Origin of the sequence: Algibacter pectinivorans (assembly GCF_900112595.1) — a bacterium.
Classification (GTDB): domain Bacteria; phylum Bacteroidota; class Bacteroidia; order Flavobacteriales; family Flavobacteriaceae; genus Algibacter_B; species Algibacter_B pectinivorans.
In genome coordinates this window covers 137,017-156,778 of the sequence record NZ_FOMI01000005.1, presented here as the reverse complement: position 1 = coordinate 156,778, position 19,762 = coordinate 137,017, and the positions used below count along the sequence as shown (strand labels likewise).

Annotated in this window: 22 protein-coding genes; 18 read left to right on the top strand and 4 right to left on the bottom strand. The window is 32.2% G+C overall.

Translation table 11 applies throughout. From position 1 onward, the window contains the following. Window positions 1–60: 60 nt before the first annotated feature. Both BMY96_RS09230 and BMY96_RS09225 read right to left on the bottom strand, forming a co-directional pair. Window positions 61–432, bottom strand: coding sequence for a hypothetical protein (locus tag BMY96_RS09230; RefSeq protein ID WP_092851515.1), 372 nt, complete (start codon window positions 430–432; stop codon window positions 61–63). A gap of 122 nt (window positions 433–554) precedes the next feature. Continuing rightward, entirely contained in the window at window positions 555–1,136 is a 582-nt protein-coding gene (locus BMY96_RS09225) for an NUDIX hydrolase (RefSeq protein WP_092851514.1), read from the bottom strand. A 131-nt stretch (window positions 1,137–1,267) separates the two neighbouring features. Here BMY96_RS09225 and pyrE point away from each other — a divergent pair, with 131 nt between their 5' ends. Together pyrE and BMY96_RS09215 are read left to right on the top strand one after the other, a co-directional pair. Beyond that, a complete protein-coding gene (gene pyrE / locus BMY96_RS09220) occupies window positions 1,268–1,912 on the top strand; it encodes an orotate phosphoribosyltransferase (protein ID WP_092851513.1) in 645 nt (214 codons plus the stop codon). A gap of 79 nt (window positions 1,913–1,991) precedes the next feature. After that, window positions 1,992–2,387, top strand: a complete 396-nt coding sequence (locus BMY96_RS09215; protein WP_092851511.1) for an SRPBCC family protein — start codon at window positions 1,992–1,994, stop codon at window positions 2,385–2,387. Here the strand turns inward: BMY96_RS09215 and BMY96_RS09210 are convergent. Next, the gene (locus BMY96_RS09210; RefSeq protein WP_092851510.1) at window positions 2,384–3,115 is read right to left on the bottom strand and encodes a biotin--[acetyl-CoA-carboxylase] ligase; all 732 of its coding nucleotides are present in this window, start codon (window positions 3,113–3,115) and stop codon (window positions 2,384–2,386) included. The two genes, BMY96_RS09215 and BMY96_RS09210, sit on opposite strands and share 4 nt — an antisense overlap. A 94-nt stretch (window positions 3,116–3,209) precedes the next feature. Between BMY96_RS09210 and rsfS the strand changes: the two genes are divergently transcribed. From rsfS to BMY96_RS09175, 7 genes are all read left to right on the top strand, one after another. Next, window positions 3,210–3,581, top strand: coding sequence for a ribosome silencing factor (gene rsfS / locus BMY96_RS09205; protein ID WP_092851508.1), 372 nt, complete (start codon window positions 3,210–3,212; stop codon window positions 3,579–3,581). Between the two features lie 9 nt (window positions 3,582–3,590). Beyond that, a complete protein-coding gene (ftsH, locus tag BMY96_RS09200) occupies window positions 3,591–5,555 on the top strand; it encodes an ATP-dependent zinc metalloprotease FtsH (protein WP_092851506.1) in 1,965 nt (654 codons plus the stop codon). A gap of 122 nt (window positions 5,556–5,677) precedes the next feature. Then, window positions 5,678–6,286 carry an LUD domain-containing protein gene (locus BMY96_RS09195; RefSeq protein ID WP_092851505.1) on the top strand — a complete coding sequence of 203 codons (609 nt, stop codon included), beginning with the start codon at window positions 5,678–5,680 and terminating at the stop codon, window positions 6,284–6,286. A 1-nt stretch (window position 6,287) separates the two neighbouring features. Continuing rightward, window positions 6,288–7,109: a phosphatidate cytidylyltransferase gene (locus BMY96_RS09190; RefSeq protein ID WP_092851504.1), complete on the top strand. Its 822-nt coding sequence runs from the start codon at window positions 6,288–6,290 to the stop codon at window positions 7,107–7,109. After that, on the top strand, window positions 7,099–7,755 hold the full coding sequence (locus tag BMY96_RS09185; protein WP_092851502.1) for a phosphatidylserine decarboxylase family protein: 657 nt from the start codon (window positions 7,099–7,101) through the stop codon (window positions 7,753–7,755). The genes BMY96_RS09190 and BMY96_RS09185 overlap by 11 nt, the downstream gene beginning before the upstream one ends. Further along, on the top strand, window positions 7,748–8,014 hold the full coding sequence (locus BMY96_RS09180) for an acyl-CoA-binding protein (protein WP_092851500.1): 267 nt from the start codon (window positions 7,748–7,750) through the stop codon (window positions 8,012–8,014). Before BMY96_RS09185 ends, BMY96_RS09180 begins: the two co-directional genes overlap by 8 nt. 68 nt (window positions 8,015–8,082) lie before the next feature. Continuing rightward, window positions 8,083–9,180: a hypothetical protein gene (locus tag BMY96_RS09175; protein WP_139205235.1), complete on the top strand. Its 1,098-nt coding sequence runs from the start codon at window positions 8,083–8,085 to the stop codon at window positions 9,178–9,180. Between the two features lie 75 nt (window positions 9,181–9,255). On the opposite strand, the gene BMY96_RS09170 is transcribed toward BMY96_RS09175, so the two are convergent. Continuing rightward, window positions 9,256–11,889 carry a valine--tRNA ligase gene (locus tag BMY96_RS09170; protein WP_092851495.1) on the bottom strand — a complete coding sequence of 878 codons (2,634 nt, stop codon included), beginning with the start codon at window positions 11,887–11,889 and terminating at the stop codon, window positions 9,256–9,258. A gap of 306 nt (window positions 11,890–12,195) precedes the next feature. Here BMY96_RS09170 and BMY96_RS09165 point away from each other — a divergent pair, with 306 nt between their 5' ends. The 9 genes from BMY96_RS09165 to lipA all read left to right on the top strand — a co-directional run bounded on the left by BMY96_RS09165 (window position 12,196) and on the right by lipA (window position 19,762). Beyond that, window positions 12,196–12,612, top strand: coding sequence for a DUF1573 domain-containing protein (locus tag BMY96_RS09165; protein WP_092851493.1), 417 nt, complete (start codon window positions 12,196–12,198; stop codon window positions 12,610–12,612). A gap of 430 nt (window positions 12,613–13,042) precedes the next feature. Next, window positions 13,043–14,233: a pyridoxal phosphate-dependent aminotransferase gene (locus BMY96_RS09160; RefSeq protein WP_092851492.1), complete on the top strand. Its 1,191-nt coding sequence runs from the start codon at window positions 13,043–13,045 to the stop codon at window positions 14,231–14,233. After that, the gene (gene murB, locus BMY96_RS09155; protein ID WP_092851491.1) at window positions 14,233–15,246 is read left to right on the top strand and encodes a UDP-N-acetylmuramate dehydrogenase; all 1,014 of its coding nucleotides are present in this window, start codon (window positions 14,233–14,235) and stop codon (window positions 15,244–15,246) included. The genes BMY96_RS09160 and murB overlap by 1 nt, the downstream gene beginning before the upstream one ends. Before the next feature lie 66 nt (window positions 15,247–15,312). Then, a complete protein-coding gene (locus BMY96_RS09150) occupies window positions 15,313–15,846 on the top strand; it encodes an RNA polymerase sigma factor (RefSeq protein WP_092851490.1) in 534 nt (177 codons plus the stop codon). 8 nt (window positions 15,847–15,854) lie between these two features. Further along, complete coding sequence (locus BMY96_RS09145) at window positions 15,855–16,643, top strand: anti-sigma factor (RefSeq protein ID WP_092851489.1); 789 nt, start codon at window positions 15,855–15,857, stop codon at window positions 16,641–16,643. A 211-nt stretch (window positions 16,644–16,854) separates the two neighbouring features. Beyond that, window positions 16,855–17,058 carry a membrane or secreted protein gene (locus BMY96_RS09140; RefSeq protein ID WP_092851487.1) on the top strand — a complete coding sequence of 68 codons (204 nt, stop codon included), beginning with the start codon at window positions 16,855–16,857 and terminating at the stop codon, window positions 17,056–17,058. Window positions 17,059–17,064: 6 nt separating this feature from the next. Then, window positions 17,065–18,177: a glycosyltransferase gene (locus BMY96_RS09135; RefSeq protein WP_092851486.1), complete on the top strand. Its 1,113-nt coding sequence runs from the start codon at window positions 17,065–17,067 to the stop codon at window positions 18,175–18,177. Continuing rightward, a complete protein-coding gene (locus BMY96_RS09130; protein WP_092851485.1) occupies window positions 18,168–18,713 on the top strand; it encodes an RNA polymerase sigma factor in 546 nt (181 codons plus the stop codon). Before BMY96_RS09135 ends, BMY96_RS09130 begins: the two co-directional genes overlap by 10 nt. Window positions 18,714–18,883: 170 nt before the next feature. Then, window positions 18,884–19,762, top strand: a complete 879-nt coding sequence (gene lipA / locus BMY96_RS09125; RefSeq protein ID WP_092851484.1) for a lipoyl synthase — start codon at window positions 18,884–18,886, stop codon at window positions 19,760–19,762.

Genomic DNA, 19,762 nt, shown 5'->3' with positions numbered 1-19,762 from the left:
GTAGGCAAGTGAGAAGACCTATAATTTACTTTTATAAAATTATATCGTTTTCGTTATATTTTAGGCCAATTTCTTTTTAAGCCAAATAAGTGCCTCTTCCCTATCTTGAAACAACCTAGTTGTTTCCTCAATAAAACCACTAACATTTAGCAAGGTTTGAGTAGACATAATACCTGCACTAGTTTGCGTTACTACAGCCACGTGCTCTATTTCTTTTAAAACACCAATTCTTTTTTGAGCACTAAAAGTATATGTATAAGAATACTTTTTATTTACCATTAGTCCACACGGAGCTTCTAATTTATTAACTATGAATTTATGAAATTCGGCCACAGAACAGTCATCCATAACGATACCTTCATCAACTATAACTTCTGCTAAATTATTTTGAAGAATTGTTATTGTACCAAATGATAACTTAAAAATGCCCATCGCATCAAAATATAATAGTACTAAATTAAAAACATGTCATTACTAAATAATATATAAGCACTAAGGTAATAAAATTTGCATTGCAACTATTAAATCAGCAAACTACTTAAGGTTAATGGCCATTACACGAGTAACTTTATATTTGCATACGAATTTTTTAGTGCTTCTTTAGTTAACTCTTCATTTAACCAAGCCACTTTTGTAATGCCTTCGTTTTGTTGAGCTTTTAATTTGCCATCGTAGGTTGTTTTCATTTCAAACCAATAGGTAACTTTTATTTTATAAGTACCGTTTCGCTTAAAAATATGGTATGTGGTATCTAATTGTTTAACAATCTCTAAGCCCTTAACACCTGTTTCCTCCTCTACTTCGCGTATTGATGTTTGCTCAATACTCTCCTTTTTTTCTGTTTTTCCTTTAGGTAAATCCCATTTATCATTTCTGTAGATAAAAAGAATATCGCCATTAGCGTTATAAACTTTACCGCCACCGGCCACCACATTAGGTAGTTTTTTTAAAAACTTTTTTAGGATTTTTTTAGGATTTTTATGAATAAGTCTCACCTCGCTCAACTCTGTTTTATTAAGCTTTTTTATAACTTTAGACATATTTACATTTTTAAGCAAATAATTTTTAAAGTTAGTTTCCTCTTCAGCTACGGTGGTTAAAATTATTGGTTTGTCGCCAACAAAAATTTTGTACATGGTTTGCAATATCTAATAATTTGGTATTGTAAAAATATAATTTTTAGTTACATATAAACCATTGTTGAAAAATTTATTTTATTAATATCCAACAAGTCAATTAAATTTAAATTTAATTGTAATTTTGTATTATGATTTTTGACAAAGACACAGCTAAAAAAACCGCGGAAGTTTTATTGCAAATCAATGCCATAAAACTGAGTCCACAAGAACCTTTTACATGGGCATCCGGATGGAAATCGCCAATTTATTGCGATAATCGCATTGTACTTTCTTTCCCTACCATTCGAAATTATATACGGGAAACAATAGGAAAGTATATTGAAAGAGAATATGGCAAACCCGATGTTATTGCTGGTGTTGCTACTGGTGCTATAGGCATAGGTATGCTAGTAGCAGAATATTTAGGTTTACCTTTTATATATGTTAGACCAGATGCTAAAGGTCATGGCAGAAAAAATCAAATTGAAGGTTTTGTAGAAAGCGGACAAAACGTAGTGGTTGTCGAAGATTTAATTAGCACAGGAAAAAGTAGTTTAAACGCTGTTAAAGCCTTAAAAGAAGCTAACATTAATGTAAAAGGGATGGTTGCTATTTTTACCTATGGCTTTGAAATAGCAGAAACAAACTTCAAAGAAGAAAACATTCGTTTAAACACCTTAAGTAATTACGAAAGTTTACTAGAAGAAGCTTTGGAAACCAATTATATTTCTGAAAAACAGCTTAAAACCTTATCTGAATGGAATACCAACCCAAGTGAATGGAACGCTATTTGATATGAAACTAATATTGTTAAGTTGTAAAATCGTTTAGATTAGTAACCAAGCAACTTTACCAATAACATCAATATATACTATGAATCTAGAATCCCCTAAAATAAGCGTTAAAAAATCTCCAGAAGATGTGTTTAACTTTCTATCCGATATAAAAAACTTTGAATCTTTAATGCCTGAAAACATAAGTAAGTTTGAGGTTTTAAGCGAAGATAAATTCTTATTTGCCTTAAAAGGAATGCCAGAAATCGTGCTAAAAAAGAAAGAAGTAATACCTCCTAATAAAATTGTTTTAGGTGCTGCTGGAGGAAAAATAGATTTTTCGCTAATAGCTAATATAGAACAAATAGATCCCGAAACTAGCGAGGTTAAACTAGATTTTAACGGCGATTTTAATCCTATGATGGCTATGATGATTAAAAGTCCTATTACAAAATTTATTGAAACATTGGTAACTAGTATCCCGAAATCTATTTAATATAAAAGGGTGATTTCTTTTAAATCGAAAGGTTTCAATATATCATCTTCTAATAACACTTGAAGATAGCCAGTATCAGAAACACTTTTAATAACACCTAAAAACATAAGACCTTCAGCATTTTTAAATGTTGAAGGTTTATTTTTTCTAAATAGTTGCGCTTCATACTCCTCTTTTATACTTTCATATTTTCCTGCTTCTAAAAGCAAAAAATATGCTTTAAGGTTACTAAGTATAACCTTAAGGATCTCGTCCATATCAAAATTTTTATTTGCAATGTTTTTTAATGACGAGGCTCTAGGTAAATTTTCGAAGCTTGTTTGATTCACATTTAACCCAATTCCTATAATTGAAGCATTAATTTTATTCTGTTTTATGACATTTTCTATTAAAACGCCACATATTTTCTTGTTTGCTGACAAAATGTCGTTAGGCCATTTCACACTTAATTTAGGAATTTCAAAGGATTTTAAAGTGTTTAAAAGTGCCAACGACGTTATCATACTAATATAAAATGGATGCTCTAAAGGCATACTCGATAAATCTTTAAATACACTAAACATAAGATTCTTACTAGCCTCAGAACTCCAAACAGAACCTCTTTGCCCCTTTCCTTCTGTTTGATTTTTTGCTGTAACTACAGTAAAATCACTAATAAATTCAGTGCTTCCTAAAGCCTTTAAATAGTTATTAGTTGAATCGATGGCATTAAGTTTGACTATACGCATATAAAGGTTATTAACAATACACTAAAATCTTATGAAAATTTTAAAGTATAAAGAACTAAAAAAATAATAACTTTGCACAAATTAATTATATTTAATGGCGAAAGAAAAAATAAGCGCAGACCAATTAATATCTGTAATAATCAGTGGGATTGAAGATGTTAAAGGAAAAGAAATTAATATTCTAGATTTAAGGGAAATTGAAAACACGGTTTGCGATTACTTTATTATTTGCGAGGGAACTTCAAATACGCAGGTAAACGCTATTGTAAATTCTATCCAAAAGAAAGTAAGTAAAACTCTTAAAGATAATCCTTGGCATACCGAAGGTGCAGATAATGCAGAATGGGTATTAATTGATTATGTAAATGTTGTAGTGCATGTATTTCAAAAACATATTAGAGAGTATTATGATATTGAAAGTCTATGGGGAGATGCAAAAACTACAGTTATAGAAACGAGTTACTAAAAAAAACAAATGGCAAACGAAAAGAAAAATTTAAAAGATAAAAAGCCAAAATTTAGTCCATACTGGATTTATGGTATACTAATAGCCCTTTTTCTAGGGTATCAATTATTTAGTGGCGCAAATTATCAAGACGCAAATAAAACCACGCCCTCAGACTTTTTTAAGTATTTAGAAGCTGGCGATGTATCGCGTATTGATATTATTAAAAATACCCGCGTAGCTAAGGTATACCTAACTAATGAAGCTTTAGAAAAAGAAATTCATAAAAACTCTAAACCTCAAACATTTATTCCTTCTGCTACAGTTTTACCTAATTACAGATTTGAATTTGGTGATCTTCAAAACTTTGAAAATCAGTTAAATGAAAAAACTACAAATCTAGCAAATAAACCTATAGTTACTTTTGATACCGAAACAAACGACTGGGGTAATTTTTTAATGGGTATACTACCATTTATACTATTAATTGGAGTTTGGATCTTTATTATGCGTCGAATGTCTGGTGGTGCTGGTGGAGGCACGGGAGGTCAGATTTTCAACATTGGAAAATCTAAAGCAAAACTTTTTGACCAAAACACAGAAGTTAAAACAAGCTTTAAAGATGTTGCTGGTTTAGAAGGCGCTAAGGAAGAGGTGCAAGAAATTGTAGACTTCCTTAAATTTCCAGAAAAATACACAACTCTTGGTGGTAAAATTCCAAAAGGCGCCCTACTTGTAGGACCTCCAGGAACAGGTAAAACCTTATTGGCTAAAGCTGTTGCAGGCGAAGCTAAAGTACCTTTCTTCTCTTTGTCTGGTTCAGATTTTGTAGAAATGTTTGTGGGTGTTGGTGCATCTCGTGTTAGAGATTTATTTAAGCAAGCTAAAGAAAAATCGCCGTCAATCATTTTTATTGATGAAATTGATGCTATTGGTCGTGCAAGAGGTAAAAATGCTATGTCTGGAAGTAACGACGAGCGCGAAAACACATTAAACCAATTATTAACCGAAATGGATGGTTTTGGTACTAATACCAATGTTATTGTAATTGCTGCTACCAACAGAGCCGATATTTTAGATAAAGCACTAATGCGTGCTGGTCGTTTTGACAGACAAATTTTTGTTGATTTACCAGATGTTCGCGAACGTGAAGAAATTTTTGAAGTGCATTTACGCCCTTTAAAAAAGGCAAAAAACTTAGATTTAGATTTCTTATCTAAACAAACGCCTGGTTTCTCTGGTGCAGATATAGCAAATGTTTGTAATGAGGCTGCCTTAATTGCCGCTAGAAACGGAAAGAAAGCTGTAGATAAACAAGATTTCTTAGACGCTGTAGATAGAATTATTGGAGGTTTAGAAAAGAAAAACAAAATAATAACGCCAAGCGAAAAACGCGCTGTGGCATTCCACGAAGCTGGACACGCCGTTACAAGTTGGATGTTAGAGCATGCCGCTCCGTTAGTTAAGGTAACTATTGTACCTCGTGGCCGTTCATTAGGAGCTGCATGGTATTTACCAGAAGAACGTTTAATAGTGCGCCCAGAGCAAATGCTAGACGAAATGTGTGCTGCTTTAGGTGGTCGTGCTGCCGAAAAAGTGATTTTCAATAAAATTTCAACTGGCGCATTAAGCGATTTAGAAAAAGTAACAAAACAAGCTAGAGCCATGGTTACCATTTATGGTCTTAGCGATAAGGTTGGAAATCTTACCTATTACGATTCTTCGGGACAAAATGAATACGGTTTTTCTAAACCATACAGCGAACAAACTGCAGAATTAATTGATAGAGAAATTTCAGATATCATTGAAAAGCAGTACCAACGCGCCATAGAGTTGCTAGAAGCAAATAAAGATAAGCTTACAGAACTTGCCGAAGTCCTACTAGAAAAAGAAGTTATTTTTAAAGACAATCTTGAAAAAATATTTGGAAAGCGACCTTTTGAAAAAGAAGTAGCTGTAAATACAATAGAAACAACTAAAGACGAAGAGGAATAACACTCAAAACATCTTGAATTGTTAAGCATTTGGTAAAAATCTTAAATTAATCGCAGGGTTAATTTAAGATTTTTTATATTTGATGAACCTCATCGAAATATAAGTTAATAGCAACACATTAAATGAGTCTTTTTAGAAAAATTTTTGGTTCTAAATCTACACGATCAGAGGAAGAATTAAAATCTGACAATAGAGGCAAATATATGCCCGAAATTAAACTACCAATAGACGAAAGGTTTACTATAAACTTTAAAGATAATGGCGGTAAGTTTCTGTATTGCGAAAACTTAAATGAAATTTACAAAACTTTAGAGTATATTATTGAAGAAAATGAGTGGCAAGAAGAACAAGTTCTTTTATTAGACGCCGAATTAACAGCTAAGTTTAAAAACTCTAATTTATTACCTACTAAAAAATTAAATGAGGCTACTTTTTTCTTAACAACCTGCGAAAACTTAATTGCTAATGATGGTTCGCTTTTAATTTCATCAAAACAAATTTTCGAAAAGAAACTTCCTGAATTACCTTTTAACTTTATTGTATTTGCTACAACAAGTCAAATTGTAGATAATATTGGAGAAGGTTTACGAGGTATAAAGTCTAAAAACAAGCAAAAAATCCCAACGAACATTACAACAATAAAGCATTTTAAATCTGGAGATAAAAAAGATTTTTTAAGCTATGGAAGTAGCGCAAAAAACCTATACCTACTACTTTTAGAAGACTTATAGAATGAAAGAAACACTGACACGATCAATTTCTGGAATAATCTATGTTTCATTGTTACTTATTTGTTTATGTTTCGAACAAGCTTTAATTGGTCTTTTCTTTGCGTTTGGCATCATTTGCTTAGGCGAATTTAAAAAGCTAATTAATTTAAAAAGCTATACCCCATATTTTATATTTGTTTTACTCTATGGTGTTTTCGCGTACTGGGAACCCGTTTTAAATACACACGAAGGATTAACCGAAGCGGTACAAATCCTTATGGTACTTTCAATATTTGTAAACCTGTTTTTAATAAAAGATTTATTTTCAACTCGTAGTATTCCTTTATTTGCTACTAAACGCTATTTACTTACCACATTTTATGTATCCAGTGCCTTTGTTTTTTTAATTTTAATAGCCAACCATTACGAAAATTACAACCCTAGTATTGTTTTAGGAACATTTATTCTTGTTTGGGTTAACGATTCCTTTGCATATCTAGTTGGTAAAAATTTTGGCAAACAAAAACTTTTTGAAGTTATATCTCCTAAAAAAACAGTTGAAGGGTTTCTTGGTGGATTATTTTTTTCGTGTGTAGCAAGTTATTTTATTGCTACCTTTACACACACATTAGGGACTACAAATTGGTTAATACTAAGTATTATTATTAGTGTATTTGGTACTTTAGGCGATTTAATAGAATCTAAATTTAAAAGACAAGCAAACGTTAAAGATAGTGGTGTAATAATGCCCGGTCATGGTGGATTATTAGATAGACTAGACAGTATATTTTTTGCAGCGCCATTTATATATTTATTTTTAAGAATTTTGAATTATGTTTCATAAAGAAGGTCATAAAATTATAGTTATTACCCTACTTATTGTTGTAGGCGGTTATTTGTTAACCGATAGTTTTATAGAAATTACGTGGCTAAAAACCATAATTATGCTTGCTTTATTGGTGTTTTTAATACTAATTCTTCAGTTTTTTAGAAACCCAAAAAGACACACACAACTTAACGATGGCCAAGTTATTTCGCCAGTAGATGGTAAAGTAGTTGTTATTGAAGAAGTTTTTGAAAAAGAATATTTTAAAGAAAAACGATTACAAGTTAGCGTATTTATGTCTCCAATAAATGTTCACGTTACGCGATACCCTATTGGAGGAAACGTCGTTTTTAGCAAATATCACCCTGGTAAATATTTAGTAGCGTGGCATCCTAAAGCTAGTGAAGAAAACGAGCGTACCACAGTAGTTGTTGAAAATAAAACATACGGTAAAGTGTTACACAGACAAATAGCAGGAGCTTTAGCTAAACGTATAGTAAATTACGCCAAGGTTGGTGACAATGCAGTTCAAGGTGGTGAATCTGGATTTATAAAATTTGGGTCGCGCGTAGATTTATATTTACCTTTAGACACTAAAATTAAGGTAGCGTTAAACCAAAAAGTTAAAGGAGGCGAAAGTATTATTGCAGAAATTAATGAGTAGTAATAATTTAGACATAGAATTTCAAGAAGCCGTAGCTCGAGTAAATGCACATAAAGAGCCCTTTCCTGCGGATACGCTTTTAAAGTTATACGCGTATTACAAAAAAGCGACTAACGACTATGGACGCCCAAAAAGCAAAAAAGAAATAATTAATGCGTTTAAAACAAACGCTTTATTTCAGGCCAAGGGTCTTGCTGAAGATGAAGCTAAACAAGCCTACATTGATTTAGTAACAAATTACTTTTTATATAGAGAATAGTAGTTTTTCTAGCTTCTTAAACTAGATTTTAAACGTAGTAAAACCCTACACTTTATTACAACTTGATTTTGAAAAACATTCTATTCATACTCCTCCCTATTTTATGCCTTCAAATATCGTGTAAAAACAAAATAAGCCTACCCGAAAAGCAATGGCAAAACCACAACTTATATGAGTTGAATCCAGAAGTAATGGAACAACAAAACTTTTCGGAAATAGAAATTGAAACCAAAATAAATACAAGTATCCAAACCCAAATAAACAACGGCGCTTTAGTAACTAATATGGAGGTTCCTTTTAATGAAAAGACATTACATTATCTAGGATACATACACCCTAACACCTTAAAGCTTTTTTCTAAAAACCAAATTACTAACCAAAAAGCTCCGGAATTAAACAAAAAGCTTCACGTTTTTAAGTATGATTACTTTTATATTTCAACTGAAACAAATGATACCGTTAGTCAACAAAATGTATACTACGCATTACGGGCCATTAACATTCTAAAATACAGATATCCCCAAGCCTATAACCGATTAATTAAAAATACTATGTTTGGTCCAAAGCCAATGCCAAGTGCTGGTTTTAATTACTTAAATACCAACCAAGCTATTTGGATAGGTTTTAACAAAAATCCTTCGGCCATTGCATCAAACAGATTGTATTTAATTTTAGATGGCTATGCAGACACCAATAAAACTATAGATTTATACAGAAATATTGCTATTGTAAATATTGATAGCGAAAACATTTTAGGGCATTTAAACTTAGGGAGCAAACCTATTTATGGTAATAGTACCGCCAATAAAAACAGAATAGAATATTTAAAAGAGGGGTTAGTTGAAAGTATTTTGCATGAAATGCTGCATAACTATATTGATTATGCTCACTCCGCCCTACCAGAATACAATGCGCTATATAAAATGCGTGGTAAAACTAGCTTTAATAATTTTGAAGAAATTATGGTCCTAAACACTTCGCTTTCTTACCTCTACAAAAAAGGAGGTTTTACTAATAAAATTAAGGATTATTACTACCCAAATACATTTGATGCCAACATATCTAATTTAAAATACAGCGGACTATTTGAAACTTATTTTAAAAACGTATTTAATAAGCAACCTTATAATTTAAGAGAAGATTTAAAACTAAATCTTTTAAATTAAAACAGCCATAGTGTTTAAAATACCATGGCTGTTTGCAATATATATAAAATTAAGTTTTTACGTATAAGCTTAAAACTAACCTAAGCTAGCTAAACTCGTTTTTAAAGTTTCTATTTTAGCTAAAGCATCGGCTTCTTTCTTTTTTTCGCTGGCTACGACTTGCTCTGGTGCTCCGGCTACAAAACGCTCGTTAGAAAGTTTCTTTTGTACCGATTTTAAGAATCCTTCAGTATAATTAAGCTCTTCGGTTAATTTCTTGATTTCTGCCTCAACATCAATAGCACCAACCATTGGAATAAAGTATTCGTTGGATTTTACCCTAAAGGTTAATGCACCTTCAATAGCTTCAGAAACAGTTTCGATACCTTCTAGATTTCCTAGTTTAGCTATAACACCATTAAATGTTGTATTCGATTTTTCATTATTTATTACTGAAAAAGAAATAGCATCTTTAAAAGCTATATTTTTTTGTTTACGAATGTTTCTGATGCCCGAAATAACTTCAGATGCAAATTCAAACTCGGTAATTAAGGCCTCGTTAATTGGTTTAGCTTCTGGCCATCTAGAAACAATTAAAGCTTCTTCTGGTGTACGTTCAGAAATATACTGCCAAATTTCTTCCGAAAGGAATGGCATAAACGGATGCAATACTTTCAAATTATTTTCGAAAGCTTCAATAACCGATGCATACGTTTTTGCATCAATTGGTTTTTGATAAGCTGGCTTAATAATTTCTAATAACCATGAAGAAAAATCGTCCATGATTAATTTATAAATAGACATTAAAGCATCGCTAAGTCTATATTTACTAAAATGATCTTCAATATCAACTAAAGCCTTTTGAAACTTAGCTTCATACCACTCCAACCCTACTTTTGCTGTTTCTGGTTGCTGTATAGCCTCATCAATTTCCCAACCTTGAATTAAACGGAAGGCATTCCAAATTTTATTCCCGAAACCTTTTCCTTGTTGGCAAAGTGCCTCATCGAACATTAAATCATTTCCTGCTGCAGAACTTAATAATAATCCAACACGAACACCATCGGCACCATATTCTTCTATAAGTTTTAAAGCATCAGGAGAATTCCCTAAAGATTTACTCATTTTACGGCGTTGCTTATCGCGAACTAAACCTGTTAAGTAAACATTTTGAAAAGGCTTTTCATCTTTATATTCATATCCAGCAATAATCATACGTGCCACCCAGAAAAACAAAATGTCTGGACCTGTTACCAAATCGTTGGTTGGATAATAATATTTAATTTCTTCGTTTTCAGGATTTCGAATACCATCAAAAACGCTCATTGGCCATAACCAAGATGAGAACCACGTATCGAGTGCATCACTGTCTTGTCGCAAATCTTTTTCGGTTAAGGCAAGATTTTTTGTTTTCACTCTTGCTAAATCTAACGCAATATGGATATTTTCGGCTACTACAAAATCTTCTTTTCCGTCGCCATAGAAATATGCAGGAATTTGTTGCCCCCACATTAACTGACGCGAAATGTTCCAGTCGCGAATATTTTCCATCCAATGGCGATAGGTATTCTCGAACTTTTTTGGGAACAATTTAATATCATGATCTTCTAAAACCGACTTAATGGCAGGTTTTACTAACTCTTCCATTTTTAAAAACCATTGGTCGCTTAAGCGTGGCTCAATAACAGCCTTAGTTCTTTCGGATGTTCCTACTTTATTTATATGTGTTTCCGTTTTAATTAAAACACCATTGTCTTCTAATTCTTTAGCTATTTCCTTTCTTACTACAAAACGATCTTTACCTTCATAATGCATCCCGAAGCTATTTAAAGAGGCATCTTCATTAAAAATATCTATAACTTCTAACTTATGCTTATCGCCAAGGTTCTTATCGTTTTCATCGTGTGCAGGTGTTACTTTTAAACACCCTGTACCAAACTCCACATCTACATATTCGTCTTCAATAATAGGAATAACACGATTACAAATAGGTACAATGGCTTTCTTTCCACGTAAGTGAGAAAAACGCTCGTCTTCTGGATTAATACATATTGCTGTATCTCCAAAAATCGTTTCAGGACGTGTAGTTGCAATGGTTAGCGTATCAGAACTTCCCTCAATTTTATATTCTAAATAGTAAAGGTTACCTTGACGCTCTTCATGTATTACTTCCTCGTCAGACAAGGTTGTTTTAGCCTCAGGATCCCAGTTTACCATACGGTAACCACGATAAATCATGCCTTTTTCGTATAAATCGACAAAAACCTTTATTACAGCTTCACTCATGTCGTCGTCCATGGTGAATTTTGTTCTGTCCCAATCGCAAGAACATCCTAATTTTTTAAGCTGTTCTAGAATAACACCGCCATACTCGTGGGTCCAATCCCAGGCGTGTTTTAAAAACTCATCGCGAGACAAATCATTTTTATCAATACCTTGCTCCTTTAACTTAGCAACTACTTTGGCCTCTGTGGCTATAGATGCATGATCTGTACCTGGAACCCAACATGCATTTTTACCTAATAATCGTGCACGACGTATAAGTACATCCTGTATGGTATTGTTAAGCATGTGCCCCATGTGCAGCACACCGGTAACGTTTGGTGGCGGTATTACTATAGTGTAAGGCTCTCTTTCATCTGGTGTTGAATGAAAATAATTGTGTTTCATCCAGTAGTCGTACCATTTACTTTCTACCTGATTTGCATCATATTTTGATGGGATTTGCATGCTTTGGAATAGTTTTTGAATATTGATGTGCAAAAGTACTCATATTTCTTTTTCTATAAAAACTATATGTGGTAATTGAAAAGTTGAAAATCAACTAATTTTAACACTTATTAAACATTGATATAAAAATGTTATATGTACTTTTAACCCTGTTAAATATGTTAACACTTACGCATTACGTCTATTATTTTTGCAGATAATAGTAAAAGTAAGTATGTTTGGCAAGGTTTTAGAACTAAAATTAACACAACGCCCAATTAATTATTAGGCTTTAAAAATTAAGAACACATAAAAAAAGATAAAATCATGAAACAATTAATTACAATTTTATTTATCGGATTAATAAGTTTTGGTTTAAATGCTCAAGCAAAAATTGAATTTAAAGCAGAAACCATTGATTATGGAACTATAGAGAAAGGTGCAGACGGAGTTCGTGTATTTGAATTTACAAATACAGGAGATGAGCCACTAATTATATCTAATGTAAAATCATCTTGTGGCTGTACAGTACCTTCTAAACCAGACGGTCCAATAATGCCAGGAAAAACAGGTGAAATAAAAGTTAAGTACGATACTAATAGAGTAAACCCTATTAGAAAAACCATTACTGTAATGTCTAACGCTGATACACCAACTGTAGCCTTAAAAATTAAAGGTTTAGTTGTAGACACAAGTAAAGCTAGTGTGCTTGAAAAAACAGAAAAAAGTATTGTAGAAAAATAAAACTTAAAACACTATTTAAAAAGCTTGAACCTAATAGGTTCAAGCTTTTTTTTTACTATAACTTTAACAATAAAATAAAAACATTTACTAATGGAAAGCTAAACTTAAAGCTATTCTTAAAAATAGCATATCAAAGTCAGTATCGTTTTATATTACTAAAAAAAAACTAGTGGTCTATTTAAAAAAAGAAGTTCTTAATCCTAAAACCTCACTTAAGATAACTGTTTAAGAGACTTTTAATTTAAAACAAGAATAGGTAAACTTGGTTTATATAATGGTAAAAACTACAAATTTAAATTTATTATTAATCATTAAACCAATTAATAGCATAATCAATTTACAAATCTTTAGCTTAGCACCATTATTTACCTACATTTTTTTGAATAAATTAATATTTTTTTTATAAAATTTGTACTCAAAAACAAAATAAATGCCAACAATATCTAAAAAGGGGCACGATATGCCTGCTTCACCAATTCGAAAGCTTGTTCCTTATGCAGAAGAAGCTATAAAAAATGGTAAAAGTATATACCATTTAAATATTGGACAGCCTGATATTAAAACACCAGAAGTTGCATTAAATGCAGTTAAAAAGAACGATATTGAAATTTTATCGTATTCAAGGTCCGAGGGTTCCGACACTTATAGAAAAAAATTAGCAAAATACTATAACGGTCATAATATTAACGTTACATACGAAGACATTATAGTTACCACAGGAGCAAGTGAAGCTTTACTTTTCCTATTTAGTAGCACAATGGATCCGGGAGATGAAGTTATTATTTCTGAACCATTTTACGCTAACTATATAGCTTTTTCTACGGCTTCTGGAGTTAAAGTAGTTCCTGCTGTGTGTGATATTAATGATAATTTTGCTTTACCATCTGTTAAGGCTTTTGAAAAATTAATTACCCCAAAAACAAAAGCCATTTTAATATGTAACCCTGGAAACCCTACTGGTTACTTATATTCCAAAGAAGAAATAGAACAACTTGCGGCGCTTGCTGTTAAACACGATTTATTTTTAGTTGCAGACGAAGTATATAGAGAGTTCGTTTATGATGGGCACAAACATCATTCTATAATGGAAGAAACGAATATTGATGAACATGCCGTGGTTATAGATTCGGTTTCAAAACGCTACAGTATGTGTGGTGCTCGTGTGGGCTGCTTAGTTACTAAAAACAAACTGGTTAGAGAAACGTTTCTTAAATTTGCTCAGGCTAGATTAAGCCCTCCAACTTATGCACAAATAGCTAGTGAAGCTGCTCTAGATACGCCACAAAGTTATTTTGATGAGGTTATTGCAGAATATGTAGGACGTAGAGATTTACTTATTAAAGAACTTAATACCATTAAAGGCATAAAAGTTGCCAAACCTAAAGGGGCCTTTTATTGCATTGTAGAACTACCTATTAAAAACGCCGATCATTTTGCAAAATGGCTTTTAGAAGAGTTCCATATAAATAATGAAACCGTAATGGTAGCTCCTGCCGATGGATTTTACTCTACACCAGGTATAGGAGCAAACCAAATTAGAATTGCTTACGTACTTGATAAAGAGAGCTTAATTAAAGCTGTTTATATTTTAAAGGAAGCTTTAAAAGTTTACAAAGACTAGTGCAAATACAAAATAACATATCATTAAAACCGTACAATACTTTTGGCATTGATGCTAAGGCAAAACACTTTGTATCGGTAAGTAATTTAGAAGATTTAAAAGAAGTTTTATCCTTAAACAATCACCTCAACAAACTTTTTTTAGGAGGAGGCAGCAACATGTTGTTAACTCAAGATTTTGATGGCCTTGTTATTCATATTAATTTAAAAGGTATCGCCATTATTTCTGAAAATGAAAATACAGTAACAGTGCAAGCCCATGCCGGAGAAAACTGGCATGAATTTGTACTTTGGTGTATTAATAATAATTTTGGTGGTATTGAAAATCTATCTTTAATTCCAGGTAATGTAGGTACTGCTCCCATTCAAAACATTGGAGCATATGGCGTAGAACTAAAAGATGTTTTTCAGTCTTGCGAAGCCTTAGAGCTAAGGACACAAACCTTAAAAACTTTTTCTAAATCAGAATGCAATTTTGGTTATAGAAATTCGGTATTTAAACAGGAAGCCAAAGGACAGTACGTTATTACTAATGTTAATTTTAAACTTTCTAAAAAAAAACACCACTTAAGTATTAACTATGGCGCAATTACAGCGCAACTAGAAGCCATGGAGGTTGGCAAACCTACCATACACGATGTATCAAAAGCGGTAATAAGTATTAGAGAGAGCAAATTACCAAACCCAAAGGAGATTGGTAATAGCGGTAGCTTTTTTAAAAACCCAGTAATCTCAACTGCCCATTTTAATACGTTGCTTGAAAATTTTAAAGACATACCAAGTTACCCTATTTCTGAAGAAGAAATTAAAGTTCCTGCAGGCTGGTTAATAGAAAAGGCAGGTTTTAAAGGCAAATCGTTTGGAAACTATGGTGTACATAAAAAACAAGCACTGGTCCTTGTTAATTATGGCGATGCAAAGGGTACAGATATATTAAATCTTTCTAAATTAATACAGAAAACCGTACTGCGAATTTTTGGAATTTCGATTGAAGCAGAAGTAAATATCATATAATACAAAAGAAATTTCTAACTTTGATAAATAATTAGCCACTAAAAGGACTTACAAAAACCAGCCGTCTTGATTTCACCAATAGAAAAGCAAATAGTTACTTTACTACAAAATAGCGACAAGAAAGCAATTAGTTTGCTTTACGAGAACTATGCTGATGCCTTATTGGGTGTAATAAAAAAAGTTATTGAGGATGAAGATACGGCGCAAGACGTGCTTCAAGAAACCTTTGTGAAAATTTGGCGCTACGCAAAAAAATACGATGCTAGTAAAGCAAAATTATTTACCTGGCTTTATAGAATTGCCTATAACTCTGCTATAGATAAAATTCGATCACAAAAGAATAAAACGAATAATGAAGTCCAAATGGAAACTTCAACCGTATATAAAGTAACATCCAACGAACTAAATCAGGATGTTTTGGATATAAAAAAACATTTAAGTAGCTTAGATACAAAATACCAAATAGTGATTAACGCGCTCTTTTTTGAGGGCATGACGCAGCAAGAAGCTAGCGACGAATTAGAAATCCCATTGGGAACCATAAAATCAAGATTAAAAATAGGGTTACGTGAATTAAAGAAAATTTACGACCCTCAATAACCAAAGTCATGAATGAGAAAATAAATACTTTTTTAAGTTCTGGCCTATTAGACAAATATCTATTAGGTGAAACCACTCCTGCAGAAGCAGAAATGGTGGAGTCTTTTATCGCAAGATACCCAGAAATCGAAAACAACTACAACATGATGCAGCATAACCTAGAAGTAGTTGCAAAAACGCATGCTGTAGAAGCACCTAAAGCCCTTCTAAATTCCATTCTAGATGAGCTAGACGATACACCTGTTGTTAAATTAAATAGTCCAAAAAAGCATAAAACATGGTTTAAGCTTAGTATTGCAGCAAGCGTTGCAGCATTAATTTTTGCAGGATCTGCAACTTACTTTTACGATCAAAATCAAAAATTACAAAACGACAGCGTAGTAGTAGATGCAGAAATTGAAGACTTAAGAAGCGACATTGCAAAAAACAATGAGATGTTGGATAAAGTAATGAGACAACTTTTAAAGCTTAACAACCCTGAAACTGAAAAATATATTATTAAAGGGAATGAACGTGCTAAAGACTTAAAAACTGTTGCTTATATCAACCCTAAAGAAAAAACATCGATGATAGATGTGGTTTCTTTACCAGAATTACCAGAAGAACAGTGCTACCAAATTTGGGCAGAGCTACAAGGTAAAATGGTAAGCCTAGGTATTTTAGATAAAGCAGATAGAAAATTAAGAAACATACCGTATATGGAGGATGCTCTTGCATTAAGTATAACCATTGAACCTAAAGACGGTAATGCCGTAGCATCAACAGAAAACTCTGTAGCACAAATTAGTTTACACTAAATTACAATTTATTGCAAATACTTAAGCCTCATTTTATATTTTAAAATGAGGCTTTTCTATTATACTTAAAATTTAAAAAATAGTTTTTGCTCCAACTATAGTTTAACAATTTTAATAGCTAGATATCATATTAATTTTACACAATGTTTCTTCTTAAAACTTTAAACAAAAATCTTATCTTTGTCCATAGATTTATACATAAACACTCTCAATGAAACTCTTATTAATAACCATTTTACTTTTAGGATTAGGAATAGCTGGAATAGCCATTAAAATTTGGGCTAAAAAAGACGGTAAATTTGCCGGAACATGCGCTAGCCAAAACCCTATGCTAAATAAAGAAGGTGAATCTTGTGGTTTTTGTGGAAAAACCCCAGACCAATTTGGCGATTGCAACGAACCTCAACATTCATAAGACTTTATGGGGGTTCTTGATTTTGTATTCTATGGTTTTACAACCGTAGTAATTATTCAAGTTATATTTTACCTTTTTATATTTGGGAGATTTGCATTCCTTAAACAAAATAAAAGCACAACTAAAAACTTAGCGGTTTCGGTAATAATATGTGCTAAAAACGAAGCCGAAAACTTAAAAAAAAATTTACCATCGGTCATAAATCAAAACTACAGTGATTTTGAAATAGTTTTAATTAATGATGCCTCCTCAGATAACACACTAGATGTAATCGAGCATTTTTCTAGCTTACATAGCAATATTAAAATAGTTAATGTAAAAAGCATTGAAGCCTTTTGGGGAAACAAAAAATATGCATTAACCTTAGGCATAAAGGCTGCAAAAAACGATTATCTACTATTTACCGATGCCGATTGCAAACCGATTTCAAAATATTGGATACAAGACATGACAGCTCATTTTAGCAGCAAAAAGTCGATTGTTTTAGGCTATGGCGCCTATAAAAAAATTAAAAACTCCCTATTAAACAAACTTATACGTTTCGAAACTTTTAGTACCGCTATAAACTATTTTTCGTTTGCAAAAATAGGATTACCTTATATGGGCGTTGGGCGTAACTTGGCATATACAAAAAAATCTTTTTTTGATGCTAATGGTTTTATAAACCATATTAAAATTAGATCTGGAGACGACGATTTATTTATTAATCAAATCGCTACATCACAAAATACAGCTATTAGTTTTAACAAAAATAGTTTTACAGAATCCATACCAAAAACAACCTTTAAAAATTGGTTTAAGCAAAAAAGACGGCATGTGTCTACCGCCAAACATTATAAAATGAAACACAAAGTGTTGCTTACACTTTTATACGTATCGGCTTTTTTATTTTGGCTATTTGCACTAACTTTATTAATACCATTATTTAATTGGCAAATTGTACTAGGTTTATTGCTTTTTAGAATTGTAACTCAATATATAATTTTAGGAGTGGCATCGAAAAAATTAGGAGAAACAGATTTATTACTAATACTTCCTTTTTTAGAAATCTTTTTAATTATTGCACAATTAAGTATATTTATAACTAATATAATATCAAAACCTAATCATTGGAAATAGAGGAAGCTATCTTGCGAGCTAAAAATAATGACCAAAAAGCATTTAATTACTTATTAGATACTTATTGGGATAACGTTTATGGTTTTCAATTAAAGCGAACAGAAAATGAAAATGATGCAGAGGATATTACCATCCAAACCTTCTCTAAAGCATTCGATAAGATTAATACCTTCGATGAAAACTACACCTTTAAAACATGGTTAATAACCATTTCGAAGAATATTCATATCGATTTATTACGAAAAGAAAAAAACTCTATTTCACAGATAATATCAAAAGATAACCGAGAGCTATTTCAGGTTTTAGATGAAACACCTTCCGCAGAAGACAAATTAATTACCGACCAAAATTTAGCCAAATTATTACGCGACATTAAAAAGTTGAAACCTCACTATCAAGAAATCATAAACTTACGGTATTTCCAAGAGTATAGTTATAAGGAAATTTCGACAGAACTTAACGAGCCCATGAGTAATGTAAAAGTTAAATTACTAAGGGCAAAAAAGCTTTTAGCCGAAATAATTAGAGGTAAATAATAAAGCCCGTATGCAACAGTACACTGCCTAAGTATAATTAAGCTTAAACTTAGGAATCCTTCAGCACCTTTTGGCATTTATATAAATTTAAACACCTAGGGTTAGCATGCCAAGATATGACCATTATTTAAAAGAATACTTTGTATCTTTGTTATCTACATTTTACAGATATGAATACCGAAACAAAATCGAATATATTACCAGAACGAATAGCCAAACCAAAATGGCTACGTGTAAAACTTCCAACAGGAAAAAAATACACCGAGTTAAGAGGTTTAGTTGATAAATATAGCTTAAATACCATTTGTACTTCGGGAAGTTGCCCAAATATGGGTGAGTGTTGGGGCGAAGGTACTGCCACGTTTATGATTTTAGGAAACGTTTGTACGCGCTCTTGCGGATTTTGCGGTGTAAAAACAGGACGACCAGAAACCGTTGATTGGGACGAGCCGGAAAAAGTAGCACGATCTATAAAAATCATGCAGATAAAACACGCTGTTTTAACAAGTGTTGATCGTGATGATTTAAAAGACATGGGAAGCATAATGTGGGCCGAAACTGTTAAATCGGTTAGACGAATGAACCCAAAAACAACACTTGAAACACTTATTCCAGATTTTCAAGGTATTGAAAAACATATTGATAGAATTATAGAGGTTGCTCCAGAAGTGGTATCTCATAACATTGAAACCGTACGCAGATTAACACGCGAGGTTAGAATACAAGCACAATACGATCGTAGCATGGGCGTGTTAAAGTATTTAAAACAACAAGGACAGCGCAGAACAAAATCTGGCATAATGCTTGGTTTAGGCGAAACGAGAGAAGAAGTAATTGAAACACTTCACGACCTTAAAGCTAATGATGTTGATGTGGTAACGATTGGCCAATATTTACAACCTAGTAAAAAGCATTTACCCGTAAAACAATTTATTAATCCAGACCAATTTAAAGAATACGAAGAAATTGGATTAGAATTAGGGTTCCGTCATGTTGAAAGTAGCGCATTAGTAAGGTCGTCTTACAAGGCACAAAAACACATAAATTAA

Bases quoted from the DNA above. Each gene is read 5' to 3' on its own strand.
- BMY96_RS09160 (WP_092851492.1), top strand. From the start codon at position 13,043: ATGCCAACAATATCTAAAAAGGGGCACGATATGCCTGCTTCACCAATT.
- BMY96_RS09215 (WP_092851511.1), top strand. From the start codon at position 1,992: ATGAATCTAGAATCCCCTAAAATAAGCGTTAAAAAATCTCCAGAAGAT.
- BMY96_RS09145 (WP_092851489.1), top strand. From the start codon at position 15,855: ATGAATGAGAAAATAAATACTTTTTTAAGTTCTGGCCTATTAGACAAA.
- BMY96_RS09180 (WP_092851500.1), top strand. From the start codon at position 7,748: ATGAGTAGTAATAATTTAGACATAGAATTTCAAGAAGCCGTAGCTCGA.
- BMY96_RS09190 (WP_092851504.1), top strand. From the start codon at position 6,288: ATGAAAGAAACACTGACACGATCAATTTCTGGAATAATCTATGTTTCA.
- BMY96_RS09165 (WP_092851493.1), top strand. From the start codon at position 12,196: ATGAAACAATTAATTACAATTTTATTTATCGGATTAATAAGTTTTGGT.
- BMY96_RS09230 (WP_092851515.1), bottom strand. From the start codon at position 432: ATGGGCATTTTTAAGTTATCATTTGGTACAATAACAATTCTTCAAAAT.
- ftsH (WP_092851506.1), top strand. From the start codon at position 3,591: ATGGCAAACGAAAAGAAAAATTTAAAAGATAAAAAGCCAAAATTTAGT.
- lipA (WP_092851484.1), top strand. From the start codon at position 18,884: ATGAATACCGAAACAAAATCGAATATATTACCAGAACGAATAGCCAAA.
- pyrE (WP_092851513.1), top strand. From the start codon at position 1,268: ATGATTTTTGACAAAGACACAGCTAAAAAAACCGCGGAAGTTTTATTG.
- BMY96_RS09195 (WP_092851505.1), top strand. From the start codon at position 5,678: ATGAGTCTTTTTAGAAAAATTTTTGGTTCTAAATCTACACGATCAGAG.
- BMY96_RS09210 (WP_092851510.1), bottom strand. From the start codon at position 3,115: ATGCGTATAGTCAAACTTAATGCCATCGATTCAACTAATAACTATTTA.
- BMY96_RS09225 (WP_092851514.1), bottom strand. From the start codon at position 1,136: ATGTACAAAATTTTTGTTGGCGACAAACCAATAATTTTAACCACCGTA.
- BMY96_RS09185 (WP_092851502.1), top strand. From the start codon at position 7,099: ATGTTTCATAAAGAAGGTCATAAAATTATAGTTATTACCCTACTTATT.
- rsfS (WP_092851508.1), top strand. From the start codon at position 3,210: ATGGCGAAAGAAAAAATAAGCGCAGACCAATTAATATCTGTAATAATC.
- BMY96_RS09140 (WP_092851487.1), top strand. From the start codon at position 16,855: ATGAAACTCTTATTAATAACCATTTTACTTTTAGGATTAGGAATAGCT.
- BMY96_RS09170 (WP_092851495.1), bottom strand. From the start codon at position 11,889: ATGCAAATCCCATCAAAATATGATGCAAATCAGGTAGAAAGTAAATGG.
- BMY96_RS09135 (WP_092851486.1), top strand. From the start codon at position 17,065: ATGGGGGTTCTTGATTTTGTATTCTATGGTTTTACAACCGTAGTAATT.